The organism is Anabaenopsis tanganyikae CS-531, assembly GCF_029891675.1.
In the GTDB taxonomy this organism is placed as follows: domain Bacteria; phylum Cyanobacteriota; class Cyanobacteriia; order Cyanobacteriales; family Nostocaceae; genus Anabaenopsis; species Anabaenopsis arnoldii.
In genome coordinates this window covers 1-25478 of the sequence record NZ_JANQDF010000168.1, presented here as the reverse complement: position 1 = coordinate 25478, position 25478 = coordinate 1, and the positions used below count along the sequence as shown (strand labels likewise).

24 protein-coding genes and 1 pseudogene are annotated in these 25478 nt (G+C 41.7%); 16 read left to right on the top strand and 9 right to left on the bottom strand.

Going from position 1 to position 25478, the window contains the following annotated elements:
* Positions 1 to 2 precede the first annotated feature (2 nt).
* The 5 genes from NWP22_RS16170 to NWP22_RS16150 all read right to left on the bottom strand — a co-directional run bounded on the left by NWP22_RS16170 (position 3) and on the right by NWP22_RS16150 (position 4989).
* Positions 3 to 1658 (bottom strand): alpha/beta hydrolase, encoded by a 1656-nt coding sequence (locus tag NWP22_RS16170; protein WP_271734860.1) that lies wholly within the window; start codon positions 1656 to 1658, stop codon positions 3 to 5.
* Between the two features lie 94 nt (positions 1659 to 1752).
* On the bottom strand, positions 1753 to 2310 hold the full coding sequence (locus NWP22_RS16165) for a DUF2382 domain-containing protein (RefSeq protein WP_271734858.1): 558 nt from the start codon (positions 2308 to 2310) through the stop codon (positions 1753 to 1755).
* 171 nt (positions 2311 to 2481) lie between these two features.
* Complete coding sequence (locus NWP22_RS16160; protein WP_271734857.1) at positions 2482 to 3297, bottom strand: DUF2382 domain-containing protein; 816 nt, start codon at positions 3295 to 3297, stop codon at positions 2482 to 2484.
* A 223-nt stretch (positions 3298 to 3520) separates the two neighbouring features.
* Complete coding sequence (locus NWP22_RS16155; protein WP_271734855.1) at positions 3521 to 4363, bottom strand: DUF2382 domain-containing protein; 843 nt, start codon at positions 4361 to 4363, stop codon at positions 3521 to 3523.
* A 251-nt stretch (positions 4364 to 4614) separates the two neighbouring features.
* Positions 4615 to 4989, bottom strand: coding sequence for a DUF4870 domain-containing protein (locus NWP22_RS16150; protein ID WP_271734854.1), 375 nt, complete (start codon positions 4987 to 4989; stop codon positions 4615 to 4617).
* A gap of 177 nt (positions 4990 to 5166) precedes the next feature.
* Between NWP22_RS16150 and NWP22_RS16145 the strand changes: the two are divergent.
* The 6 genes and pseudogenes from NWP22_RS16145 to NWP22_RS16120 all read left to right on the top strand — a co-directional run bounded on the left by NWP22_RS16145 (position 5167) and on the right by NWP22_RS16120 (position 9904).
* Positions 5167 to 5393, top strand: a pseudogene (locus NWP22_RS16145) (hypothetical protein).
* A 412-nt stretch (positions 5394 to 5805) separates the two neighbouring features.
* Complete coding sequence (gene fldA, locus NWP22_RS16140) at positions 5806 to 6318, top strand: flavodoxin FldA (RefSeq protein ID WP_271734852.1); 513 nt, start codon at positions 5806 to 5808, stop codon at positions 6316 to 6318.
* Between the two features lie 91 nt (positions 6319 to 6409).
* Positions 6410 to 7177, top strand: a complete 768-nt coding sequence (locus NWP22_RS16135) for an alpha/beta fold hydrolase (RefSeq protein ID WP_271734851.1) — start codon at positions 6410 to 6412, stop codon at positions 7175 to 7177.
* Between the two features lie 12 nt (positions 7178 to 7189).
* Entirely contained in the window at positions 7190 to 7435 is a 246-nt protein-coding gene (locus tag NWP22_RS16130) for a DUF7219 family protein (protein WP_271734849.1), read from the top strand.
* 212 nt (positions 7436 to 7647) lie between these two features.
* The gene (gene gap / locus NWP22_RS16125) at positions 7648 to 8664 is read left to right on the top strand and encodes a type I glyceraldehyde-3-phosphate dehydrogenase (protein WP_280791897.1); all 1017 of its coding nucleotides are present in this window, start codon (positions 7648 to 7650) and stop codon (positions 8662 to 8664) included.
* Between the two features lie 235 nt (positions 8665 to 8899).
* Positions 8900 to 9904: a transaldolase gene (locus NWP22_RS16120; protein WP_271734847.1), complete on the top strand. Its 1005-nt coding sequence runs from the start codon at positions 8900 to 8902 to the stop codon at positions 9902 to 9904.
* A 44-nt stretch (positions 9905 to 9948) separates the two neighbouring features.
* Here NWP22_RS16120 and NWP22_RS16115 read toward each other — a convergent pair whose 3' ends face one another.
* Positions 9949 to 10269, bottom strand: a complete 321-nt coding sequence (locus NWP22_RS16115; protein WP_271734846.1) for a hypothetical protein — start codon at positions 10267 to 10269, stop codon at positions 9949 to 9951.
* A gap of 101 nt (positions 10270 to 10370) precedes the next feature.
* Here NWP22_RS16115 and NWP22_RS16110 point away from each other — a divergent pair, with 101 nt between their 5' ends.
* A complete protein-coding gene (locus NWP22_RS16110) occupies positions 10371 to 11591 on the top strand; it encodes an acetate kinase (RefSeq protein WP_271734844.1) in 1221 nt (406 codons plus the stop codon).
* A gap of 117 nt (positions 11592 to 11708) precedes the next feature.
* Here the strand turns inward: NWP22_RS16110 and atpC are convergent, their stop codons facing one another.
* The 3 genes from atpC to NWP22_RS16095 all read right to left on the bottom strand — a co-directional run bounded on the left by atpC (position 11709) and on the right by NWP22_RS16095 (position 15604).
* On the bottom strand, positions 11709 to 12122 hold the full coding sequence (gene atpC, locus NWP22_RS16105; RefSeq protein WP_271734843.1) for an ATP synthase F1 subunit epsilon: 414 nt from the start codon (positions 12120 to 12122) through the stop codon (positions 11709 to 11711).
* Between the two features lie 88 nt (positions 12123 to 12210).
* Positions 12211 to 13659, bottom strand: a complete 1449-nt coding sequence (gene atpD, locus NWP22_RS16100; protein ID WP_271734842.1) for a F0F1 ATP synthase subunit beta — start codon at positions 13657 to 13659, stop codon at positions 12211 to 12213.
* Between the two features lie 316 nt (positions 13660 to 13975).
* Positions 13976 to 15604 carry a phospholipase D-like domain-containing protein gene (locus NWP22_RS16095; RefSeq protein ID WP_280802104.1) on the bottom strand — a complete coding sequence of 543 codons (1629 nt, stop codon included), beginning with the start codon at positions 15602 to 15604 and terminating at the stop codon, positions 13976 to 13978.
* Between the two features lie 526 nt (positions 15605 to 16130).
* On the opposite strand from NWP22_RS16095, the gene NWP22_RS16090 reads away from it, so the two are divergent.
* From NWP22_RS16090 to NWP22_RS16050, 9 genes are all read left to right on the top strand, one after another.
* Positions 16131 to 17276, top strand: a complete 1146-nt coding sequence (locus NWP22_RS16090; protein WP_280802103.1) for a cysteine desulfurase family protein — start codon at positions 16131 to 16133, stop codon at positions 17274 to 17276.
* Between the two features lie 95 nt (positions 17277 to 17371).
* Entirely contained in the window at positions 17372 to 19519 is a 2148-nt protein-coding gene (locus tag NWP22_RS16085; RefSeq protein WP_271734836.1) for a hypothetical protein, read from the top strand.
* Positions 19520 to 19573: 54 nt separating this feature from the next.
* Entirely contained in the window at positions 19574 to 20551 is a 978-nt protein-coding gene (locus NWP22_RS16080; RefSeq protein WP_280802102.1) for a glycosyltransferase family 2 protein, read from the top strand.
* A complete protein-coding gene (locus NWP22_RS16075) occupies positions 20544 to 21230 on the top strand; it encodes a GNAT family N-acetyltransferase (RefSeq protein ID WP_271734834.1) in 687 nt (228 codons plus the stop codon). The genes NWP22_RS16080 and NWP22_RS16075 overlap by 8 nt, the downstream gene beginning before the upstream one ends.
* A 57-nt stretch (positions 21231 to 21287) precedes the next feature.
* Entirely contained in the window at positions 21288 to 21650 is a 363-nt protein-coding gene (locus tag NWP22_RS16070; protein WP_271734833.1) for an EamA family transporter, read from the top strand.
* A 35-nt stretch (positions 21651 to 21685) separates the two neighbouring features.
* Positions 21686 to 22315, top strand: coding sequence for a class I SAM-dependent methyltransferase (locus NWP22_RS16065; protein ID WP_271734831.1), 630 nt, complete (start codon positions 21686 to 21688; stop codon positions 22313 to 22315).
* 42 nt (positions 22316 to 22357) lie between these two features.
* Complete coding sequence (locus tag NWP22_RS16060) at positions 22358 to 23224, top strand: class I SAM-dependent methyltransferase (RefSeq protein WP_271734830.1); 867 nt, start codon at positions 22358 to 22360, stop codon at positions 23222 to 23224.
* A gap of 3 nt (positions 23225 to 23227) precedes the next feature.
* The gene (gene rffA, locus NWP22_RS16055) at positions 23228 to 24355 is read left to right on the top strand and encodes a dTDP-4-amino-4,6-dideoxygalactose transaminase (RefSeq protein WP_280802101.1); all 1128 of its coding nucleotides are present in this window, start codon (positions 23228 to 23230) and stop codon (positions 24353 to 24355) included.
* Between the two features lie 750 nt (positions 24356 to 25105).
* Positions 25106 to 25306, top strand: a complete 201-nt coding sequence (locus NWP22_RS16050) for a hypothetical protein (RefSeq protein WP_280802100.1) — start codon at positions 25106 to 25108, stop codon at positions 25304 to 25306.
* Positions 25307 to 25478 lie beyond the last annotated feature (172 nt).

Genomic DNA, 25478 nt, shown 5'->3' with positions numbered 1-25478 from the left:
TTTTAAAACCATTTTTTCGATAATCGAAGAGTGAATTCTTGCAATGCTTGACTCAATGAATCCGCCGAGGAAGAATTTAACAGACTGAGATTGAGAGGATATCGACTGAGATATTGAGCATAAGAGGGTCGTAAATAAGAAGCATATTCGGGGCGATTGACAAGGTGTGTTTGCCAAAAGGCCAGATTCAAAGCCCGAAGGTAAGAATAAGCTGGCGCAGGATTTGGACCGAGTAAAGCCGGTGGTATAGGTAACACATTATTTTCTGGATCTATTTGGGCGATCGCACTGAAATGAGTAGCATTTTCAATTAATACCAAATACTTATTAGGAGTAGTCAACCAGGTAAAAGGCCGAACCTGCTCAGACACCATAGGGGTAGCAATATCCTGACTATTCGCCACCAGCATCACAGGAACTCGAATTTGGCCGATTTGACTTTCACCAAAAATTGAACTAGATACAGGATTAATAGCCAATACAGCTTTAATGCGGTCATCTTGGAGTGCATAATCTTTAACTTCTAACTGCGTAACTTGACACTGTAAAAACAGCGACAAATTAAAAGAGGAAATATTCGGACTACAATCTTGTTGCAGTTGGTCAAAATTAATCTTGGCTCCTGCCAAACTTAACACAGTGTAACCACCAAAAGAATGTCCCATGGCTCCGACTTGCTCAAAGTTGAGTCCTTGGAGGTTAGGATCTGATTTTTCTCTGCGCTCAAGTTCATCCAGGAGAAACTTAATATCTAAAGGTCGGTTAATAAATTCTTCGGCTTCTAATGGCCCAGCCAAACCCGTCAAGTAGCGCCGAACACGTTCCGCATTACTCCCCGGGTGTTCTAATACCGCTACAGCAAAACCGTGGGATGCTAAATGTTCAGCCAAATAAGCAAAAGAAGAACGGTCAGAAGCAATACCATGAGAAATCACAATCAGAGGAAAAGGCGGCGCTGTTCCTTGTGGTAGATAAATATCTGTGGGTATGATGCGAAGAACATCGCGGGACCTATCCCGGAGTATCAATTCGGTTCGTCGCCAAGTAAACGGACCAGATGCAGCTAAATCCGGCCGTTGCTTCCAATTAATGGGCGCACCATGGGCGATCGCTTCTTGTTGAATCCAAGTTACAACCTCATCCCTTTTCTCTAATACCTGCGATAAATCATCAACCAACTTTAGCCCCTCTGTAAAATTTAACCGTACTGTGGGGGAGGGAAAGTGACGCAGAAAATTCACCACTGTTAAGCCTTCTGGAGAAGCAGCAGCTAGTATTAAAGCACCTCTGATGGCGTAAAAGCCATTTTGCCTTGATTCCGTGCGGATTAAGCCCCCTAAACGGTCTATGAGGTCTTCGCCTATAGGTGAGTAACTCACCTGAGATACAAGAGTAGGAGTAACATTAAATTCCTGCTGTAGCACTTCTCGTAATTGAGCCAGTTGCTGGGGATTAACCCGCCGTGCATAAAAGGAAAATTCATCAGTGATTTTCCCTTTTTGAGCAAATATTGCTAATGAGTCCAGACTCAGGGAGAATTCCCCAAAAGGAGGGTAAAAAAAGCTAATCCGTTCAGCTCCCATTCCAGGGGTAGCAGTTATCAAAGTCCATAGCAGCCCTAAAATTGAAGATTGCCAAAATTTTTTCAATAAAATCATGTCCGTTTAATCAAACTCAATAAAATCAGTACAAACTGTTTATTATTATGTATGAATGGTCGGACATTACATAAAGTTTATCAAGTTGATCCGCTTATTTTGCTCCCAGGGGTTTCTCGCCTTTAGAACAACGAGCAAACCACTCCTGATATTTCTTCTGTAGGGACTCATTTGTCACAGCAATTGTAATTTTTACCTGCTCACAGCCGTGATTTTTTTCCTGAGCGATCGCATTTAAAAGTAAACTAGCAATTTTCGGCGAACTGAATTCACCACTCACATTTACATGGGTATTTAGAACCGTTCCTAATGGTCTATCATCCTCGATGAACTCAAGACCAGAAATCTCACCCTGTGTCAAGTCAATTTCTGCCAGTCGTTTATTCTCTGGACTAACTTGCTCCACAATTAATTTTTCACGCCTCACAGGTACTTGTATTATTTGAGTTTCAATTTCTTTGCGAATAATAACATCACCAAGTTTGGATTTTTTATGATCAGCTATCAATCGTTCTTCTATTAAACGAAAAGTATCTTCTTCCTCAACTTCAGTTTGACTTTTAATCATCTTGTTATTCAGCGTTTTTAGTTCAGTTAATTTATCTACTGTTTTTTGACCATCTGCTTTTTGCAGTTTTAAATATTCAGACATAAGCTCTACTCTTGATAAAATGTTTTGATTACATCACCGTTATCAGGCTTATGGTAGAGTATTTAAACCACCATAGCCTGAGAATCGATAGTGAAGTAGTTCAACCTAGTAACTATTAAAAAAGGCACACCCGCACTTGCTCTTTAATTGGTTATTAGTTGTAATTACTGATTAGCGCTCCTCAACGCGAAGATTAGGAGCATTAACATCTAACTCTTCGTGGCGCACAGTGTCTTGAGTCTCAATTGTTTCTTGCTCTACAACCTTATCGATTTTAATTTCTTCCCGTAAAAAAGCCTCTTTGCGAACTTCAGGAGTCTCTTCATGGATTTCTATACGAGCGACTTCCCCCTCACGGAAGTTAGCTTCGCTAGGAGGAACAACCTGACCCACATCTGTTGGAGTCACACGTTCAATGACAACATGCTCTTTTTCTATGGGAACGGAAACCTTGACAGTTTCACTTTCAACGTGCTTACCAATGACTACTTCTCCAGTTTTTTGGCGAACTTTGTCAGCAATTAACCGTTCTTCATACAATCGTAGAGTTTGATGGTCTTGCTGATTTAGCTCGTACAAAGAAGGTTCATGTTCATAAGTGTAAGTATCACGGTTATAAGTATGGGGGGTGGTATCACGATAAACCCCCCTTACCTGTTCTTCATAGTCATAATCAAGTGTTCTACCTTCTTCAAACTCCGGTAAATTTTCCGCCTGTTCCCTAGTCATACCAATGGCGTAGACGCGAGCAGCATCATAGTCAATGCGGGAACGTCCAACGGGTAGTAGTACTTTTTTACCAAATATCCAAAAACCTAAATCAACAACTAGATAACGAAAATGTCCCTCTTCATCGACTAAAACATCACTTACTGTCCCAATCTTTTCATCAGTCCTGTCGGTGTAGACACCTAAGCCTTGAATATCATTACCTTGAATAGTTTCACGATAATTTGGAGCCACATCTGCCAATCTGTGAAGAGCCATGACATTTACCTTTGAGTTTTGATACCATCTGTTAATGAATAACATAAAGGTTAATTAGCTATTTTCCCTCTTACTATTGACTGAATTAATACATTGACATCACATCAAAAGTTATATATTTCTGATATTTCTGTTAAATTCACAATAAAAGTAGAGGTAGAGGCGAAATTTCCCCTACCTACCTTTGATATGAATCACCAAATTACATTCCCTAATTAGCTACTCAAAAGGCTTGTTCAGGGTTTCTACTAGCTGCATCCATATGTAATTCCCCTGTAGTATCAATATCTAACTGTTCTCGCCGAATGGTGTCTTGTGCTTCTACCGTGTGGCGGTCTACAACCTTCTTAACTCTAATTTCTTCCCGTACAAAGGCTTCTTTGCGAATTTCCGGCCTTTCTTCGTACAATTCTATCCGTGCTATTTCCCCCTCTTGAAATTTAAGAGCTTTTGGGTCTACCACTGTTCCTATTTCTGTGGGAAGAACGCGCTCAATCAAAACACGTTCTTTCTTCACAGGTACTGTCACCTGTGCAATTTGTGTTTCAACGTGCTTACCAACTTTTACCTCCCCAGTCTTGACCCGATGCTTATTAGCAATCAAACGTTCTTCATATAGCCTGAGAGTTTGATGATATTGTTCATTTAAGTTATATAAATCTGGCTCTCTTTCGTAAAGGGATATATCCTGTTGTTCAGAGATATCTCTACTTTCAGGGCGAAAAACAAGGCGCACCTCTTTTTCATAATCCTCATCAACATTGATAGTTTCTTGGTATTCAGGTAAATACTCAACTTGTTCTTTACTCAGTCCGTCAACATAAACACGTTGGGCGGGATAATTAATGTGAGAAAGCCCAATTGGTAGTAATATCTTCTTACTCACAGAGTCGAAGCTGGTGTCAATAACTAAATACCGAAAACGTCCCTCTTGGTCAACTAAAGCATCAGCTACTGAACCAACTCTAACTCCGCCTTCAGTGTAAAGGTCTAAGGTTTTCACGTCATCACCGCCAAATGTTTCTCGGTAGTTAGGGTCAAATTCTTCAAGTTTGTAAAGAGGCATATACTTACAGGTGTAGAATATTTATACCTATCAGCATAAAAATTCTGATGATTATCTTCCTCTTACTGGCGGCTGAATTGAGGGAATATATTTGATGATTTATAGATGATAAAATTATAATTTAATTTCGTGTCCAACTTGCGTCAGTCCTAAGTCAGACACAGCAATTATTTTAACCATCTCATGGGAAAATGAACAGGGATATTAACCTGTATTCCTCTTCTGTGAGAAAAATATCGAATGAAACACCATTAGAAAACTCGGAAAATAAAAGGATACCGCAATGGTTCATCTGGCTGACTGAAACAGTGCAACAGCGCCCAAATTGTCAATCCCCAATGCAGTGCAAAACCCAATGCAACCACAGGAAAGAACAAAATTCCCCCCAATCCAAATGTGAGAAAAGATATAACCCCAATTGGTACTCCAATTACGGTTCCCCAAAACCAAACATTAAAGTGAAAATTAATGGATTCTTTAGCATTACTCTTCACCACTGGGTCATCGGAAATTAAGTTAATGACAATGGGAACCCCAATAGAGAATAATGTCGTACTAAAGAAAATTGCCCCGTGACACACAGATGACAGCAATTTACGTTTATCAGCATTGTATCCAACTTCCATCCTGGTGTTCTCTCAAGTAGGTTGGTCATTTTCATTCTAACGAATACATCATCGGTTGGGTATGACAGTTTACCGTACTCTAGAAGTTGTTTTTACTGCCTGTGACATAAACTAGGAATAAGGTTTAATCCACAGAGGATTTAAAAAAAGGGTCGCATTAATCCCCATACATTACAAATGCAGATTACCCGGCTGTTTGACCAGGGGCAATCATTTTTTGCTACAATCAAGGTACAGGACTGGCTCAAAGAACGCAAACATAACCCCTGAGATGATGATATTATTTTCCATCAACAGCCTGCGCCCCCTTCCTAGAAGTTATGGTGGTAGAAATTGAACTACGGCGTAAAGATGGACAGCCTGTAGATCCGTGGTTACAAGAACAAGCCAACCTTCATACCTGATAGTTTAATTTACGTACTCCTGGACAAAATGGCCAAATTCCTGTTTTGTTGTGCAAATCTCAAAACAGGATTCAGCCTAATAAATGTGGAAAGTTTATTAACATTGTGTGAGCTGTTTGCACTCTACCACAGTCTTATTGAGATTTACTAGCATTTTAGAGAAAAAATTTTCTGATTTTTATAAAAGTTTCAACTACCAAAATGGTTAAAACCTAATATTTATAGGCTTTTCAGAGGTTATATATCTGTCTGTTTACGAAAATTTACACTAAATTACTGATAAAGTATGGCAATAACTCTGCTAAGATATCTTCAGAGCTTATTGAGATATATATTCATTAAACTGGGTAGATATCTCAGGGTAAAATTTCAACCCTCCAACTGCATTTAAAACTATTTATCAGGTGTCAAAATGTCAAAAAAAATTGGTTTGTTCTACGGTACTCAAACTGGGAAAACTGAATCTGCGGCGGAAATCATTCGTGATGCCTTTGGTGGTGATGTTGTGACTTTACACGATATTTCTCAGGCGGATATTGCTGATCTTGCTGAGTATGAATATCTGATTATTGGTTCCCCAACTTGGAATATTGGGGAACTCCAAAGCGATTGGGAGGGTATTTATCCTGATTTAGACGAGGTTGATTTTACTGGTAAGATGGTGGCTTATTTTGGTACTGGAGACCAGATTGGTTATGCTGATAACTTCCAAGATGCTATGGGGATTTTGGAAGAAAAGATTTCCCAACAGGGTGGTAAAACTGTGGGCTATTGGCCTACTGATGGCTATGATTTTGGCGCTTCTAAAGCTGTGCGCAATGGTAAGTTTTGTGGTTTAGCTCTGGATGATGATAATCAATCTGATCTCACAGATGAGCGCATTCAAACTTGGGTGACTCAGTTGAAGACTGAGTTTAGCTTGTAGAAAATAGCAGCCCGGCATCGCCTATGTACCTTTTCAAGAGTCCGTGGCTGCTAAACTTATCACCCCTTACACAGCACAATTACGGTTATTTATGTCTGACTTATTGGATGTTGTTTGGTTAAATAGTAGTTCAGCGTTGAAGCGTTTTGATCAACCATTACTTCAATACCTGTCTAGGTATATGAATATTGCTCAGTGGGAATATCAACAAACACGAGATGAAGCCAGTTCTGTGGATGAAGCTGTGCTGTTGCTGGGTAATTTTTTAGATTCTTGCCCTGATACAGTCCATTTAGCTGGTCATGGTATCAGTGGTGCGATCGCCTTAAGTTATGCTCGTCGCTACCCCCAAAAAGTGCGATCGCTAACGCTCTTAGCTGTAGCGTCCCAACCTGCTAATACTTGGCACGCCCATTATTACTTTCAACGACAGTTGTTCAGCATTAGCCGGGAGCAAGTTCTGGTAAATATTGTTCGTAGCCTGTTTGGCAAACAACCTAGTCATACCACAAAGAAGTTAATCGCTGCCTTAGATAAAGACTTAGAGCAATCACCGTCGCCCCATTCTCTGTTTAAGTTGGTATATTTACCCAAGGGAGGGGTTGCTATGCCCATGATGGTATGCGGTAGCAAGACTGATTGTGTAGTCAATCCACCGGCATTACATGACTGGCGCAATTGGTTCAAACCAGAAGATAGAATGTGGGAATTTCCCCAAGGGTATCATTTCTTTCACTACTTTCATCCTCAACAGGTGGGTGAGCAAATTCTGAATTTTTGGGCAGATCATAACAGGCGATCGCAGCCCATATATTGCATACAGTCATGTGCATCAAAAGCCGATGAAAAAAGACTATAAATCTTAACATCTATGAATCCGCAAACAGATATCCTCTGTGAATTAAGTGATTTTCTTTATCCTCGCAGTCCATATTCCGGAGAGTTTAAACCAGAGCATTTGGTTTTTAATGCTAAACTGCAAGACTTTTCTCAACGAGTCAACTACATTTGTAGTTTACAAACTGGTGGTAAGTTGTCCCCACAGGAAGCGTACAAGCAAATTCAGATTCTTTGGAAACAGTTAAAAAGTAGTAAACAAGACTTAGGGATCAGCTAAGTGTATTTTTGATTGTGTACGAAACACTAATTGAGATTTGCCAGCACCGCCTGAATGGTATGACCATTCAGGCGCAATTGAGTTTTGTCCCATAGGCTGAAGAACTAGCCAGAAGGTGAAAACCTTAAAAGATGCCAAGTAAATATAGCTTAACTAGTGAAGACTGTCAGGATCATAAGGTAAACAGTAAAAGTCCCACAGGAGGTTTAATCTTGACTAAGTTAAAAGTTGGCATCAACGGCTTTGGTCGGATTGGAAGACTAGTATTACGCGCCGGTTTGAATCATCCCAGTCTTGAGTTTGTGGGCATTAATGACCTAGTACCACCAGACAACCTGGCTTATCTGCTGAAATACGACTCCACCCATGGCAAGTTAAACAGTAAAATTGAGGCCAAACAAGACGGTATCTTGATTGATGGGCATTTTATCCCTTGTATGTCCGTGAGGAATCCGGCTGAATTACCTTGGGGCAAATTGGGAGCAGATTATATTGTAGAATCCACTGGACTGTTCAGCGATTACGAAAGCGCCAGTAAACACTTACAAGCTGGTGCCAAGCGAGTGGTGATTTCTGCTCCCACGAAAGATCCAGAGAGAGTGAAGACACTGTTAATGGGTGTAAATCATCACCTATTTGACCCAGCTAAAGATTTAATTGTCTCTAACGCCAGTTGTACCACCAACTGCCTAGCTCCCATAGCTAAAGTCATCAATGATAATTTTGGACTGACCGAAGGGTTGATGACCACGGTTCACGCGATGACCGCAACTCAACCCACTGTAGATGGGCCGAGCAAAAAAGACTGGCGGGGTGGTCGCGGTGCGGCACAAAATATTATCCCCTCCTCCACCGGTGCTGCTAAAGCAGTGGCCTTGGTTTTGCCAGAATTAAAAGGTAAGTTAACTGGTATGGCTTTCCGGGTTCCGACTCCCGATGTTTCTGTGGTTGATTTAACTTTTAAAACTGCCCAAGCTACGAGTTACCAAGATATCTGCACGGCAATGGAGCGCGCTGCCGGGGGTGAATTAAATGGTATATTGGGATATACTGATGAAGAAGTAGTTTCGACTGATTTTCAAGGTGATAGCCATTCGAGTATTTTTGATGCTGGCGCGGGGATTGAATTAAATTCCCATTTCTTTAAAGTGGTTGCTTGGTATGACAACGAGTGGGGTTACTCAAATCGCGTGGTGGATTTAATGTTGTCCATGTCACAGAAAGAATAAATTACTTCTGGTTTGTGAATTAGTCAGCTAAGAACAACAAGTTTAATTAAAGTGCATTCTATTGGACAGCCAATTTGGGTAGAAAGCACTTAGAATAGGGCTGAGGCACAAAACTGCCAGTAAATCAGGCAAAATTTCAGTAAAATTGCCTAGTTAGTAATTGTCAGTAAAAGGATGGGGCACCGAACAAGGGAATCAAGAAAGTCCTAAACTAGCACAACTCATGGAGAGAAATATGTCTAAAAGTTTACTAGAACAATTACGTCAAATGACGGTTGTGGTTGCAGATACAGGGGACATTAAAGCCATTGAGAAGTTTACACCCCAAGATGCTACTACTAATCCTTCCCTGATTACAGCCGCAGCACAAATGCCAGAATATCAGGAAATTGTTGATCAAACTTTGCTCCAAGCTAAAAAAGATGCCGGTGCGGCTGCTAGCCAAGGGGATATTGTGACTCTGGCCTTTGACCGTTTAGCAGTGTCTTTTGGGTTAAAGATTCTACAAATTATTCCGGGTCGGGTTTCTACAGAGGTAGATGCTCGCTTGTCTTTTGATACTGAAGCTACCGTTACCAAAGCCAGAGAATTAATTGCCCAATATAAGGCGGCTGGGATTGACCGCTCACGGGTACTAATTAAAATTGCCTCGACTTGGGAAGGGATTCGCGCTGCGGAAATTTTAGAGAAAGAAGGTATTCATTGTAATTTAACTCTATTGTTTGGTCTGCATCAAGCGATCGCCTGTGCCGAAGCCGGTGTTACCTTAATTTCTCCTTTCGTGGGTCGCATTCTCGACTGGTACAAAAAAGATACTGGCAGAGATAGTTACCCATCCGCGGAAGACCCTGGGGTATTATCTGTCACCACAATCTACAACTACTACAAAAAGTTTGGTTACAAAACCGAAGTTATGGGGGCTAGCTTCCGTAACATTGGCGAAATCACAGAATTAGCCGGTTGTGATTTGCTGACCATTTCCCCCGCACTGTTGGCGGAATTGCAAGCCACCATTGGGGAACTACCACGGAAACTTGATCCCGCTCGGGTAGCAACCATGGAAATCGAAAAGATGTCTATTGACAAGGCAACTTTTGAGAAGATGCACAAGGCTGACCGCATGGCATCGGATAAACTAGCAGAAGGTATTGATGGCTTTACCAAAGCTTTGATTTCTTTAGAAGAACTATTAGCACAACGCCTAGAGCGCCTGGAAAAAGAAGTAATAGCTAACCGCTAATACTAGAAAGGGTGAGGAGATACTCACCCTTTGTTGACAGTACCTTAATATCTGTGCCAGTCATAGATTAATCTACCATGGCGATCGCGAACTAACTGCCAACGCCCATGACGATAGTGTGCCGCACTATAGTACCTTCTTGGTCTATAGTTATGGTGGTGTCGTCTAATACGACTTCTGTTATATCTATGAGCCTGTAAAACTTCTGGGTTAGTATCTCCCCCCATGAAACTTGTCTCCACTCCCGCATTTTGGTGATAGAGAACATAATTAAGATCAGTATTTTTAGCTTCAGCCATAGCTGAGGGATAGATGAAGGCAAACATCAGAATCCCAACTGAGTATAATTTCTGGAAACCTTTCATGTTTTTGCCTTGCGGTAAATTATGGGTAATGACTTTATTTAATAGCTGAAAATTGGCAACTATACAGTTAACTGTTCACAAGCCCCCAACCGGTAAAAGTAATGAAAGTACTAGTTTTAAATGCTGGCTCCAGCAGCCAGAAAAGTTGTTTGTATGAAATCCCCGATCATACTATGCCTAATCAAACCCCCCAACCCCTGTGGGAAGGCAAAGTCAACTGGACTCAAGACCGGGGTGTAGCAGAGATTGAAGTTAAAACAGCTACGGGTAAAACACTACAAGAATCAATTTATGGTGATTCCCGACGGGCGCACGTAGCCTATCTCCTCTACACTTTGACTCGTGGAGCCACTAAAGTCATAGATCAGCTTTCAGAAATCAATGTAGTAGGGCATCGTGTAGTCCACGGTGGTCAGGAATACAGAAAAAGTGTAATAATTACCGAAGATGTCAAAAGCAAAATCTCCAGTTTATCCAGCCTAGCCCCGGCACATAATCCAGCCGCCTTAGAAGGGATAGAAGCCATTGAACAGAGCTTAGGGGATGTCACCCAAGTGGCAGTATTTGATACCGGATTTCATGCCACCCTCCCCGATGCTGCCGCCATTTACCCCGGTCCCTATGAGTGGGTAGAGCAAGGTATTCGCCGCTACGGTTTTCATGGCATCAGTCATCAATACTGCTCTGGGCGTGCTGCCCAAATTCTCAACCGAGATTTAGCATCTCTGAAATTAATTACCTGTCATTTAGGTAACGGCTGTTCCCTAGCAGCAATCAAAAAGGGTCGCAGTATTGACACCACTATGGGCTTTACACCCCTGGATGGGTTAATGATGGGGAGCCGTTCCGGTGCAATTGACCCAGGGATTTTGATTCATTTATTGCGGCAATCAAATTACTCAGCGGAGCGGTTAGATTATGTATTAAATAAAGCCTCTGGCTTAAGGGGAATTTCGGGAGTATCCAGCGACTTACCCCAAGTAATTGCAGCCATCGCCGAGGGAGATTATCGCGCCCAACTCGCTTGGGATATGTACGTACACCGATTAAGGTCTGGTATAGGTTCCATGCTAGCCAGTCTAGAAGGATTAGATGCTTTAGTATTCACCGCCGGGGTAGGGGAAAAGTCCCCAGGAATTCGCCAAGCAGCCTGTGAAGCCTTTGGATTTCTGGGACTAAAAATTGACCCCGCCAAAAATCAACAGCAGCCCCTTGATCAAGATATAGCCACAGAAGACTCAACCATTAGGGTCTTAGTCATCAAAACCCAAGAAGACTGGGCGATCGCCCAACAATGCTGGAAAATTATGCAAAAAAAATAACTTAGTCTTTGCGTACCTTTGCGAATACTTTGCGACCCTTGGCGTTTAAAACCAGGGGCGGGGTCAACGAGACATTTCCACCCACCCCAGAGAAGGCCAATAGACCCCAATATTAAATTACACCATACCACCAGCAGCTTGAAAACGAGCGCGGGCGCGTTTAAAAGCTTGGGTGGCTTGGATTTGTGCTTGGCGATCGCCTGGTGTCACCTGATTTAGACGGGTTTGCGCTTGGTTAAAAGCGGTACGTGCATCTTCAAGTGAAATCTTATCGCCACGTTCAGCACCATTCACCAGAATGGTGACTTCATCTTCTTCAACTTCCGCAAAACCACCCAAAAGAGCGATGGCTTGCCAATCCTGATTTTTGCTAGCACGGACGCGCATTACACCTATATCCAGAGCTGTCAACATAGGGGCGTGTCCAGTTAAGATACCCAACTGACCGGTAGTACTAGGTAAAACTACCTCTTCAGCTACAGCATCCCAGACTGTTTTATCTGGTGCGACTACACGAACGGTGAGAGTCATTTGTCCTTTGTCCTTTGTCTGTAATTTTGCCTAATTTGTCACTAGCCATTAGGATTACGACTAATGACTAATGACTAATGACTAATGACTAACCTTTGAGCTTTTCAGCCTTAGCGATCGCTTCGTTAATATCGCCCACCAAGTAAAAAGCTTGTTCTGGTAATTCATCTAATTGGCCAGACAAAATCATTTGGAAGCCCTTAATAGTATCTTCCAACTTCACATACTTACCAGGAGAACCGGTAAATACTTCAGCTACAAAGAAAGGCTGAGACAAGAAGCGCTCTACCTTCCGCGCCCGTGCTACAATCAGACGGTCTTCTTCAGACAATTCATCTAGACCGAGAATAGCGATAATGTCTTGAAGTTCTTTGTAACGTTGTAAAGTTGCTTGCACAGCACGAGCGGTATTGTAGTGTTCAGCACCAACAATATCAGGCTGTAACATAGTAGAAGTAGAACCCAGAGGGTCAACCGCCGGATAAATACCCTTAGCTGCTAAACCACGAGATAGTACTGTAGTTCCATCCAAGTGAGCAAAAGTGGTTGCGGGAGCGGGGTCGGTTAAGTCATCCGCAGGTACATACACCGCTTGAATAGAGGTAATAGAACCTTCTGTGGTGGAGGTAATCCGCTCTTGTAAAGCACCCACATCAGTTCCCAGGGTAGGCTGATATCCTACCGCGGAAGGCATCCGACCCAGAAGCGCTGACACTTCCGAACCTGCTTGTACAAACCGGAAGATGTTGTCAATAAACAGTAGTACGTCCTGCTTACTCACATCACGGAAATACTCAGCCATAGTTAAACCTGACAGACCAACCCGCATTCTGGCTCCGGGTGGTTCGTTCATCTGACCATAAACTAGAGCAATTTTAGAATCATTGAGGTTATCTTTGTTAATTACCCCAGATTCGATCATTTCGTTGTAGAGGTCATTACCTTCGCGGGTGCGTTCACCTACACCAGCGAACACAGACACGCCACCGTGCTGGGTAGCGATGTTGTTAATTAATTCCATCATGATGACGGTTTTACCAACACCTGCACCACCGAACAGACCAATTTTGCCGCCACGGCGATAGGGGGTGAGGAGGTCAACAACTTTAATCCCAGTTTCAAATACTGAAGGTTTGGTTTCCAGTTCAGTGAATTGAGGAGAGGGGCGGTGAATTGGTAGGGTTTCCTGAACATTTACAGGCCCTTGATTGTCTACAGGTTCACCCAGGACGTTGAAAATCCGTCCCAAGGTAACTTTCCCAACTGGAACGCTGATGGGAGCGCCTGTATCAACAACTTCAAGACCCCGCACTAAGCCTTCAGTGGAGCTCATCGCCACGGATCGCACTTGGTTGTCCCCTAGAAGCTGTTGTACTTCAACTGTGAGGTTGATTTCCTGTCCTGCTTCGTTGGTGGCTGTGATCTTCAAAGCGTTGTAGATGCTGGGTAATTTTCCACCGGGAAATTTAACGTCTACAACTGGGCCAATAATTTGGGTAATGTAGCCAATATTTGTTTTTTCTGCTGTGGTGACCATGGGGAACCTAATAATTGAAACTATATTTCAGGTAGGGTCTTAGAAGACTTGAGATGATGCAATGTCATCTTACACTCTAGCACCGCAGGGGGACACAACTACCTTAGTAATTCCTTAAAAAAGGGATCAATTACTGGATGTTGGGGCGCAAGGTAAATTGTTATAGCACTACGCATACACGTTAGGACATCATAATTGTGGTTTTAAGGGAACAGGGAACAGGGAACAGGGAACAGCGAATGGGGAACAACAAGCAGGGAAATGTCCTAGCACTTGTGGTTACTGCTATATCAACCAAAACATTATTTACCCATGGTCACCAACTCAGGCGATCGCCCCAATTGTTGACCATTTTACTGCTAATGCCTGAGACTCTGGCTAAATCTTCTCTAGATCTAAATTTTTGCGCCTCACGAGCAGTAATGATTCTTTGCGCTAATCGCTCACCTATCCCCGGAAGAGTTATTAGTTCTTCTATAGTAGCTGTATTAATGTTGACCGTGGTTAGTTCCTGATTATCCCTGGACTTGCGGGTGATTATCTGGGGACATTCTTCTGCTTGTGCGGCGATTTTTTCCTGAACTAATGGAGGTATACCCAATATCGCACCCCCATAAAGCCGCGTAAATTCCCGGTCGTAATGGGCAGCAATGGTAGGATTTTTGACTATTAATACTGACTCATCGTTACCATAATTGGCGGACTGTGACCAGTTGTGAGAACCTGTAATTACTGTTTCTTGGTCAATTACGGCAAATTTATGATGTAATAAATCCCCCGGAGCTAAAGTGGGAACACCAACAGTAGTCAGGGGGGTTTGCCAAGGATGATTATCAATTTCGTATTGACAATTATAACTCAGCGCCGCCCCCATCATGTCTAAAGCTTCGCTATAGTGACGATAGGCAAAGTCTGAATCTACCAAAGCGCGGATAGTCACATTTTGCAGGTGACGGGTTTCTAGAATCGGTGACAGACGCTGCTCGGAAAACACAAACAAGGCCATATCAATGGATTTGGTAGACTCAGCTAAGTTTTGACCAATTAAACCATTACTAGATTTGTCCCAAGGTTGGCCGCGGGAAGTGGGGGAAAAATGTACAGTAATTTCAGTTTCACCTAATTGAATAGTTTGGGGCGATCGCCTGGGTTTACCCAAGCCAAATCTACTATCTGGCTTCCCGAACGGACCATCCCCCCACATAATGTTAAACTCTTGAGTAAATAAACTGGCTAATTCCGGACTGTCAATATGTAACAGATTATTAGCATTGCCTAAGCTGCTAGGGTTGTTATATTGACCGTGGATATCACTGAGGGTAAAATTTGCTGAGGTGGCAATTACCCAACGATTATCTACCACCAAGAATTTATGATGCATCAAATTACTCCCAGCAGAACCATCAGCACGGTCATCTATCCAGGGAATTTGGGCATTTTGTAAAATTATTAACCCATCTCGTTGATTAATTTCTTCCTCACTGAGGCGATGATCTCGGTTTTGGTCTACAAAATCATAAAATTCTTGATAACGGGCTTGTTCTCTGGGGCTTAACTTCCGCACCTCCGCCGGTGTTAAACTACTCCAAGGACGACTGTAATTATTTTCTAAAATTACCCGCACCCGTACACCGGCTTTTTGCCTTGCTACTAATGCTTGGGCAATTTTCGGTAGGCGTAATTCTTGAATAGCTACATCTACAGTAGATGTGGCTCTAGAAATGGTATCAATAATCTGTTGTTCTAAGTTATCTCCCAGGCGAGTTTGTAGGCGATAGGGTTCTGGATATTTTGCTGATGGGGAATGGTTAAAGTAAACTTTAACTAATGGGTCTTGTGGTAGGGCTGGTAAAAGCTGAGTTTTATCTGGTAGTTTTTGACAAGCCGTGATCATCAAAACCAGCAAAAAGATCAGGATGTATTTTGGTGGTGGGAAAATCAGCACGGTAGTTCACTAACAGTGGATTGGGAAAAAACCAACAATCAATATGGTAAAATTATGGCTAAGAGGATGTTTGTCAAGTCATGATTAGTGTATCAAATATTGTTTTACCCCACCCTAACCCTCCCCTTGTAAGGGGAGGGGACTGGATTTAATCGATATGTGGTCTGTATTGATTTCGGTGGTTGAGCGAAGTCGAAACCACGATCCCCCCAATAATCTCTAAAATCTCTTGCGGTTCTCTTAACCTCACTTCCTCCCCCTAATATTCCTTCGACTTCCCTCAGAGGATGTTTGGAAAGTCCCTCATGGTGTATCTAATATTTTTAGATCCCCCTAAATCCCCCTTGAGAAGGGGGACTTTGACTCTAGTTCCCCCCTTTTTAAGGGGGGTTAGGGGGGATCAAGAAGTGTCTAAAATCACCTTATAAAACTTATCAGACATCCTCTAACGCCACATTATAACAATCATGCCGAAAACCCTTGAGAAGCAGACGCATAGCGCCGTATTTCCTATCTATTTATTAATATGCAAATATATTTAGATTACAGCGCCACCACTCCCACTCGCCCTGAAGCCATGGCTGCGATGCAAGCAGTCCTCAATCAACAGTGGGGTAATCCTTCCAGTTTACATGAGTGGGGACAACGGGCGGCTACAATTGTGGAACAGGCAAGAATCCAAGTCGCAGAATTAATTCATGGTGCGCCAGAATCCATAGTTTTTACTGCTGGTGGTACTGAGTCCAATAATTTGGCTATCATTGGCATTGCCAGATTATATAATCTACCCCAACATATAATTATTTCTCAGGTGGAACATTCCGCTATTTCTGAACCTGCGCGGTTATTAGAAAAGTGGGGTTGGGAGGTAACCCGCTTGGGTGTAGATTGCAAGGGGAGAGTTAACCCCCAAGAGTTGCAAGCAGCATTACAAGACAATACTGTTTTAGTGTCTGTAATTTATGGACAAAGTGAGATTGGTACAGTCCAACCCATTGCAGAATTAGCAAAGATTACGCGGGAACACGGGGTTTTATTTCACACGGACGCGGTACAAGCGGCGGGACGTTTACCCATAAATGTGCAAGAATTATCAATAGATTTACTGAGTATTTCTAGTCATAAAATATATGGACCCCAAGGAGCAGGGGCGCTCTATGTGCGTCCAGGTATAGAATTAGTTCCTCTACTGTGTGGTGGGGGTCAAGAAATGGGTTTACGCTCCGGTACTCAAGCTGTCCCCGCTATTGCGGGTTTTGGAATTGCGGCACAATTAGCAGCGGTAGAATTACCCAGAGAAATACCCCGGTTAATTAAGTTGCGCGATCGCCTATTTGCCCAATTAGCAGATATTCCCGGTTTAGTCCCCACGGGTGATTTAGTGAATCGGTTACCTCACCATGTGAGTTTGTGTATAAAAGATGCGGATGGTAAAAAAATCAGTGGTAAAGCCCTAGTTAGACAAATGAATCTGGCTGGTATTGGTATTAGTGCTGGTTCTGCCTGTCATAGTGGTAAACTTAGTCCCAGTCCCATACTTTTAGCAATGGGGTATTCAGAGTCAGCAGCTTTAGGAGGGGTACGTTTCACCCTTGGGCGTGAAACTACCCCTGCTGATGTAGATTGGGCTGCCATGGTATTTCAGCAAATTTTACACCGAATTTATTCCTGATAAATTCTTCGCTGACTATAATAATTTATTATACAACTGCATTAATTATACATTATTAATGTAAAATCATATAGTACGCAGGTAAATAAGCATCTATGTCACAGTCCGAACCTAGAGTAGAACATTTTGCCGTCAAAAGTAAAATAGTTAGCGAAGTAGCTTTGCTATTTACTATTTATATTCTGGTAACCGCACTATTATTTTTACACTTCCGCACCTGGGACCCTACCATCACTCGCCAGGTGTGGGGTATCTTTGTTTATCCCAGTGTATTATTTGGTGGCGTTGCTTTAGCTTGGCGATATGTTTCCCATGTCATCTGGATATTACCAATAGGTTCCCTGGTGTTTATGGGATTACCATTTCTAGTAACCCTCCTAGGGGGATGGAGTTTAATTCCTCTGGGTATATTCGGTATTAGCGCCACTATCTTTACATATTTATCCCAACAAGACCGACCGGTGATTAAAGCCCTGCAACTTTCAGGGGCGGGAATGATTCTCGCGGTATTTTATTTTTTTGTGGTCAATGGTCATGGTTATGCCAATATATTCGCAGACCTCACTGCTTATACTAATACTGTTCACCCAGATACCCTGTTTCATTCTGCTATTGTGCAGATGATCGCTAAGTTTAATACACCATCAACAGGATTAGATGGTGTACAACCTTTAAGCTATCATGTTGCCGTACATCGTTGGGTGGCGGCAAATTTCAACATTTTAGGCGGACAAGTACCTCTACTATTAGGTATTTGCCAACAAGTTGCTTTTCTACCGGCGGTTTTCTTTGCTACAGTTTTAGCCTTCATGTGTTTGCTATCAACTCCACTTTCTACACTAGTGGCTTGTGGGTTTACTTTTTTAGGTTTATGGTTGTTCGGAACTCGCATCTGGACTGCTTTAGGCGGTGAATCCTATAATTTTGGCCTTCCTATATTTATAGCCATGGTACCAGTAGGGCAAAGATGGTTGTTCAAAGCTAGGGAAAGTAATCGCTGGTTCACAGTTGACCCTTTACCCCTAACATTGTCCGTGGTAGCAGTCCTAGCTTGTGGCGCTGCAAAGATTTCTACCGGGGTGATACTGGCTTTGTTTCTCATCCTCTGTGGGTTTATCCCTAAAATTTGGCACAAAAATCAACTGAATTGGCGATATGTAGGACTGTTATTAGCTTTAGCGATCGCTTTTTTTGTGGGATGTTTAGCTTTAGCCTTTAGCTTTAGTGGGGGAAATCTTACTAACATTTTCTATCCCTTTCACTTTGCACGCATCTACACAATTCATTTTATTTGGCCAAATATCGTATTTTTAGCGTTAATTGTCCTATTTTCCTGGTTGCAGAGGAATCAAGAAAAATTCCTGGGGCGATCGCAGGTGATCATCCTCACAGTGCTATTTTTAGCATCTCAACTACCAGGAGCTTTACTGGATATGGGCGGAACCGCAGCATATCATTTTATGCACCCAGCGCTGTTAGTCACCTTATTGTTTACCTTGGCTGCTGTAGCTGACTATTGGTCAGTCAACCGCAAAACTGGTTTTCTATTCATTGTAGATCCCCTAGACCATGAAACCAAACCCTTGTCTCCAACTACTCGTTGGGGACTGATAGCCTTAGTTTTAATTTTTTCATTGTCCAGTGGAACGGGAATTGTCTATCGTGGTAGCTACAAGGATAGGGCGTTCGGGTTTGCTGATCAGTTGGTAACTGCTCTAGATGTGTTTTCTGCTCAGTCCAATTCATCACCTGATTCAGAGTCATTAACTAATTTGAAAGGTTTAAGTAAACTCCAACGTCAGTTAGGTTTGTTACTTTTTCCTCCCAGTATTAACTGGGAAATCTACAACACCAAGACAGAGTTGGGTTACATCCAAACCGGACTTGCTCAATTAATTCAATCAAAGAAATTAGAACCAGGTGACAAAAACTTAGCTATTCATATTTCACATGACTTTCCATTCTTTTGGCAACCCCGTGGTGCAAGAAGTTGTTGGGATAAATCTTTTGTAGTTCCTGCAATGACCGGATTACCCCTGCTGAATGGAGTCAGAGGTGAGAATAGTAACTGTAATTTAACTAAGGATTTTGGTATGAAGGACTATAGTTCAGAGTCTTGGAATCGTCCAATTTCTCAGGAAGATATCTGCGCCAAGTCCACTAAATTAGGTTTTGACAAAGTGTTGAATGTGACCAGGAAACAAATTCAACTATATTCTTGTCAGGGGTTCGACCAGAAGTAAATTCTCTGTGGGATAGCTCCAGTCTAGAATTGCATTTACTCCAACCATCATCAAATGTCTCATATATCCGTTGTCATCCCTGTATATAAAGCAGAAAAAAGCCTTGATGTTCTCTATGAGAGGCTTAAGGTTTCCTTGTCTGAGATTACACAGGATTTTGAAATCATTTTAGTTGAGGATTGTGGGGGCGATCGCTCTTGGGATATTATTGTGGAGTTAAGTAAGACTGACCCACGGGTGAAAGGAATTCAATTTAGTCGCAATTTTGGCCAACATTATGGCATCACAGCAGGGTTAGATCATTGTGACGCTGACTGGGTAGTTGTTATGGATTGTGATTTACAAGACAGACCAGAAGAAATTCCCCGACTGTATGCCAAAGCTCAACAGGGTTATGATGTTGTCTTAGCTCGCAGAGGTAAACGTAAAGATCCCCCGCTGAAGCGACTTACTTCATGGTTGTTTTATCAAATCTTTAACTACTTGACAGATTTACAATATGATGGACAAGTAGGTAACTTCCGCATTATCTCTCGTCAAGTTGTCGAGAACTTTTGTTTAATGCGGGAACAACTGAGATTTTTTGGTGGTTTGGTAGATTGGATGGGATTTCCCACCGCTAGTATTAACATTACCCATGACCAGCGTTTTGAGGGTAAAAGCACTTATACTTTCGCTAAACTCTGGAAACTAGCTAGTGAAACAATTATCGCCTATTCAGACAAGCCTCTACGCCTGTCTATTAAGTTAGGTTTTCTGATTTCCACTTTGTCATTTATTTATGGTATTTATATTGCTGTTAGGTTTGTGTTTTATGGTTCGCCTGTAACTGGTTGGAGTAGCCTGATTGTGTCTTTGTATTTTCTAGGTGGGATTATTATTTCTATTCTGGGAATACTAGGTATTTATTTAGGGAAAACTTTTGATCAGACAAAAAGAAGACCTTTATATTTAGTCAGGAATAAGACTGATACTGTACATGAAACTTTAAATATCAGTTATGAACTAAAAAAATGTGATGAATATGTCTGAGGATATTGTATTTACTCCATGGGATTCTCGCGCTTTTGGAATCAAAACATTTGAAATACCCTATATATCTGAAAATGATCTAAGAAATACGCTAGAGAAAATTAAAAAGCAAAAATCTGAGGGACACTATACTATTAAAATTAACCCATTAGCCCCAAAGAAAACATTACATGAGTTCGGTTTTTATTATTGTGATACCTTAATTGAACCTTATTGTACTTCTGAGAGGTTATTAACATATAAAAGAGAGGGTATAGAGATTTGTGAACCATTAAACATAGAAGAAATAAGTCAGATTGTTTATGGTGCTTTCACTTATGGTCGCTTCCATAGAGATTTTAATATAAATCAAAATCTTGCGGATCTAAGATATGATTTGTGGTTAAGAGACCTTTGGCAGTCCAAAACAGTTTTTAGTTTAATGTTTTACGGTTCTGTAGTAGGTTTTTGGGCATATTCAGATAATAAAATTATACTCCATGCTTTAAGTAAAGGGTATAGAGGAAAAGGACTATCCAAATATTTTTGGAGTATTGCTTGTAAAAGATTATTAGAAAAAGGTTATCAAGAATTAACAAGTTCAATATCTATATCTAATGTGGCCGTTCTAAATCTCTATTCATCTTTAGGATTTAGGTTTAGAAAACCGGTAGATATATATCATTTACTTGTAGAATAATTAATTACTATTTCAACTCAATTACATACCAATTACATACAATTTTCAATAATACTAATGAATCATCTTTACATTCTCCTAACCATCCTGTTCACAGTCTACGGACAAATTGTGATTAAATGGCAAGTGCAACTGGCGGGAGCACTTCCCCCAGACAATATAGCCAAACTAGAATACATCATTAAACTACTACTCAACCCCTGGGTAATTAGTGGCTTTGCTGGTGCATTCCTAGCAGCAATTAGCTGGATGGCCGCCATGACTAAATTTGACCTCAGCTATGCTTACCCATTCATGAGTTTAGCCTTTGTCCTAGTCCTCTTCCTCAGCGCCATCTTCTTTAAAGAACCCGTAACTATTCCCAAATCTCTGGGGTTGGGATTCATTATCTTAGGTATTATCATTGGTAGCAAAGGGTAGAAATCCACTTCTCAAAAGAATCATAAAAAATTAATATGCCCCAAATTACCCAAGGAATTCGCTCAATCCTTTCAATCCCTTTCTTTTATAGCTTATTTCAAAAAATCCTAGGTCAGAATAGAGTCTATAGTATTCTGATTAAAAATTATCTCAGACCCAGTATCGGCGATCGCATACTAGATATTGGTTGTGGACCTGCTAATATATTAGCCTATTTACCCCAAGTGGAGTATATAGGATTTGATGCCAGTGAAAAGTATATTAGTGATGCCAAAAAGCGTTATGGCAATCAGGGAACCTTTATCTGTCAACTAGTCACATCTGACAACCTCACATATAGGGAATATTTTGATATTGTTCTAGTGTTTGGAGTATTACATCATCTTGACGATATAGAAGCAGAAAAACTGTTTAAATTAGCTCACACTGCCTTGAAACCCGGAGGCCGATTAGTAGCTGTCGAGAATTGCTACACAGAGAATCAATCCCCCATTGCCAGATGGATTATATCTAAAGACCGGGGACAAAATGTAAGGGATGAAAAAGGTTACTTAAATCTAGGGTATAATTTATTCCCCCCCCCACATACATCCTGTAACATTCGTCATGACTTATTACGGATACCCTATACTCATATCATTATAGAATGTATAAAACCAGATTAAACGGAAAAATCACATATTTTTTTTAATAAACAATAATTTTCGATGAAAATCTGCCCCCAATGTCACCATCATTTTAACCAACCTAACTGGGATTGTCCCGCCTGTGGTTACACACCCCCAATATTAGATGGACACCAGAGCTTTGCACCGCAACTCGCAGCGGCTAGCGAAGGATTTGAGGACTCAGCCTTCCCCATACTAGCAAAACTAGAAGCCAAAAACTTCTGGTTTCGCGCCCGCAACCGCTTAATCATTTACGCCATTAAACATTACTTCCCCCACGCTCAAACCTTCCTAGAAATCGGCTGCGGAACTGGCTTTGTCCTTCAGGGAATTGAAAAACACCTCCCCCACCTCATCACCTGCGGTAGTGAAATATTTACTACCGGCTTACAATTTGCCACAGAACGCCTGTGTAAAACAACACTTTTTCAAATGGATGCCCGTAATATCCCCTTTGCCGAGGAATTTGATATTATTGGAGCTTTTGACGTTCTGGAACACATAGAACAAGATGAAGATGTACTTATACAAATGTATCAAGCTATTCCACTCAGTGGGGGTATAATACTGACTGTCCCCCAACATCCCTGGTTATGGAGTCAAGCTGATACCTACGCTCACCACGTCCGGCGCTATATTAAACAAGATTTAATCACCAAGTTACAGCAAACAGGATTTAAAGTAGTAAAAGTTACCTCTTTTGTTTCTCTTCTCTTACCCTTAATGCTACTTTCTCGACTCAATCAGCGCTCATCAAAGAATTATGACCCCACCAGTGAGTTAAAAATTAGTGGCAGCTTAAATTACCTCTTAGAGAAAATTTTAGATGTAGAACGCTGGTTGATTAAACTAGGTTTTTCCTTTCCCTGGGGCGGCTCTTTGTTAGTAATTGCCTACAAACAATAACCCATGAATAAAATACCCTTTAACAAACCCTACATGACAGGTAAAGAGCTATGGTATATCAGCCAAGCTCACCACGCAGGACAACTCGCCGGGGATGGAAATTATACCAAAAAATGCCATCAATGGCTAGAAAACCATACCCACTCCCATAAAGCCCTCCTGACTCACTCCTGCACCGCCGCCCTAGAAATGTCAGCTATTTTAGCCGATTTGGAACCAGGAGACGAGGTAATTATGCCCAGTTATACCTTCGTTTCCACCGCCAACGCCTTTGTTCTCAGGGGAGCTATTCCCGTATTTGTAGATATCCGCCCCGACACCCTCAATTTAGATGAAACCCTAGTAGAAACAGCTATTACACACCGCACCCGCGCCATTGTCCCCGTCCATTATGCTGGGGTTGGTTGTGAAATGGATACCTTGCAACAAATTGCCACCAAACATCAACTATTGTTAATTGAAGATGCAGCCCAGGGACTGATGTCATCCTATAAAGGAAAACCCCTTGGTAGTTTTGGTGACTTGGCTTGCTTTAGTTTCCATGAAACCAAAAATATTATCGCCGGTGAAGGCGGTGCTTTAATTATCAATAATCCCCAATTCACAGAATCAGCGGAAATCATTCGGGAAAAAGGCACTAACCGCAGTCAATTCTTCCGGGGACAGGTAGATAAGTATACCTGGATAGAAAAAGGCTCTAGTTACTTACCAGGAGAATTAATTGCCGCTTTTCTCTATGCGCAACTTGAAGAAGCACAACAAATTATTACCAACCGCCTCAAAGTATGGAACCATTATCATCAACTGCTAGAACCTGTAGAAAAATCCGGTAAATTACGCCGTCCTATCATTCCCCCTGAGTGTCAGCACAATGGACATATGTACTATATCCTGCTAGAGGATTTACAAACCCGTACCCAGCTAATTAAATACCTCAAAGAACAGGGTATTAATGCGGTGTTTCACTATGTACCTTTACATAGCTCTCCTGCTGGTAAGCATTATGGACGGGTGAATGGGAAGATGGATCATACTAACCTTCTGTCTGATTGTTTATTGCGCCTACCCATGTTTCCAGAGTTAACAAGTTCACAAATAGAAATAATTGTCGGGGCTGTTAAGAGTTTTTAATATCCACACGGGAGACATAATTTATAGTTATCCACACGGGAGCCATAATTTATAGTTATCCACACGGGAGCCATAATTTATAGTTATCCACACGGGAGCCATAATTTATAGTTATCCATACGGGAGCCATAATTTATAGTTATCCATACGGGAGCCATAATTTATAGTTATCCACACGGGAGCCAGGGAATAAATTCCCTGTCTAAAAGCTTAAGTCGGTTGAAAACCGACTAGGGAGGGGTGTCAGGATTTTCGTGTGATTTGTTAATTTAATTTATCAATTTAATTATGGCTTTATGGCAATAATATAATCATAGTCTTGTTCAAGAATCAAATAATAGTCCTATACAGAGTAAAGGGAACAGGGAACAGGGAACACTGAAGGATTGGGGAACACACCGAACACACAAAAAACAATCAAATCCAGTCCCCTCCCCTTACAAGGGGAGGGTTAGGGTGGGGTAAAATAATAATATTCGATAGTAAGATCGAAACCGAAATCAATACGTTCCCGTCAGCGAAGTCGAAGGAATATCAGGGGGTATTGGCGGGATTGTGGTTTCGACTTCGCTCAACCACCGAAATCAAAGGGTCAAGGGATTTGTCCTAATAACTTACATAAATATTCACCATAACTATTTTTGGCGTATTGATCTGCGATCGCAGCTAGTTGCTCTGGGGTAATCCACCGTTTTTGGTAGGTAATTTATTCGGGACAGGCGATTTTCAATCCCTAGCATAGCGGTAATCGTGGGGCGATCGCTCACAAAGGTAATTAAGCCACTTTTAGAACAACCTCCACCCCACCCCAAAACCAGTCGGTTTTTAACCGACTTGAGCTTTCAGACAGGGAATTTATTCCCTGGCTCCCTATGCAATAATATATACAACCCGGATACACCCGCACCCAGGGCGATCGCCCTGAATAATGGAATTGTCCGATTAATTTGACCAGCAATTTACCTATTTTATCAAATAATTATGGCTCTACCGTACTTGTTATGCTAATTTAACAACTGGTTCGAGGGAACAGGGAACAGGGAACAGGGAACAGAGATTAAGAAGGAATATTCAGGCATTTTCTTCAATAACCAACATTATTTCCCTTATACGGTAAGCTTTT

Coding starts and splice junctions, on each gene's coding strand:
- NWP22_RS16170 (WP_271734860.1), bottom strand. CDS start 1,658: ATGATTTTATTGAAAAAATTTTGGCAATCTTCAATTTTAGGGCTGCTA.
- NWP22_RS16165 (WP_271734858.1), bottom strand. CDS start 2,310: ATGTCTGAATATTTAAAACTGCAAAAAGCAGATGGTCAAAAAACAGTA.
- NWP22_RS16160 (WP_271734857.1), bottom strand. CDS start 3,297: ATGGCTCTTCACAGATTGGCAGATGTGGCTCCAAATTATCGTGAAACT.
- NWP22_RS16155 (WP_271734855.1), bottom strand. CDS start 4,363: ATGCCTCTTTACAAACTTGAAGAATTTGACCCTAACTACCGAGAAACA.
- NWP22_RS16150 (WP_271734854.1), bottom strand. CDS start 4,989: ATGGAAGTTGGATACAATGCTGATAAACGTAAATTGCTGTCATCTGTG.
- fldA (WP_271734852.1), top strand. CDS start 5,806: ATGTCAAAAAAAATTGGTTTGTTCTACGGTACTCAAACTGGGAAAACT.
- NWP22_RS16135 (WP_271734851.1), top strand. CDS start 6,410: ATGTCTGACTTATTGGATGTTGTTTGGTTAAATAGTAGTTCAGCGTTG.
- NWP22_RS16130 (WP_271734849.1), top strand. CDS start 7,190: ATGAATCCGCAAACAGATATCCTCTGTGAATTAAGTGATTTTCTTTAT.
- NWP22_RS16120 (WP_271734847.1), top strand. CDS start 8,900: ATGTCTAAAAGTTTACTAGAACAATTACGTCAAATGACGGTTGTGGTT.
- NWP22_RS16115 (WP_271734846.1), bottom strand. CDS start 10,269: ATGAAAGGTTTCCAGAAATTATACTCAGTTGGGATTCTGATGTTTGCC.
- NWP22_RS16110 (WP_271734844.1), top strand. CDS start 10,371: ATGAAAGTACTAGTTTTAAATGCTGGCTCCAGCAGCCAGAAAAGTTGT.
- atpC (WP_271734843.1), bottom strand. CDS start 12,122: ATGACTCTCACCGTTCGTGTAGTCGCACCAGATAAAACAGTCTGGGAT.
- atpD (WP_271734842.1), bottom strand. CDS start 13,659: ATGGTCACCACAGCAGAAAAAACAAATATTGGCTACATTACCCAAATT.
- NWP22_RS16090 (WP_280802103.1), top strand. CDS start 16,131: ATGCAAATATATTTAGATTACAGCGCCACCACTCCCACTCGCCCTGAA.
- NWP22_RS16085 (WP_271734836.1), top strand. CDS start 17,372: ATGTCACAGTCCGAACCTAGAGTAGAACATTTTGCCGTCAAAAGTAAA.
- NWP22_RS16080 (WP_280802102.1), top strand. CDS start 19,574: ATGTCTCATATATCCGTTGTCATCCCTGTATATAAAGCAGAAAAAAGC.
- NWP22_RS16075 (WP_271734834.1), top strand. CDS start 20,544: ATGTCTGAGGATATTGTATTTACTCCATGGGATTCTCGCGCTTTTGGA.
- NWP22_RS16070 (WP_271734833.1), top strand. CDS start 21,288: ATGAATCATCTTTACATTCTCCTAACCATCCTGTTCACAGTCTACGGA.
- NWP22_RS16065 (WP_271734831.1), top strand. CDS start 21,686: ATGCCCCAAATTACCCAAGGAATTCGCTCAATCCTTTCAATCCCTTTC.
- NWP22_RS16060 (WP_271734830.1), top strand. CDS start 22,358: ATGAAAATCTGCCCCCAATGTCACCATCATTTTAACCAACCTAACTGG.
- rffA (WP_280802101.1), top strand. CDS start 23,228: ATGAATAAAATACCCTTTAACAAACCCTACATGACAGGTAAAGAGCTA.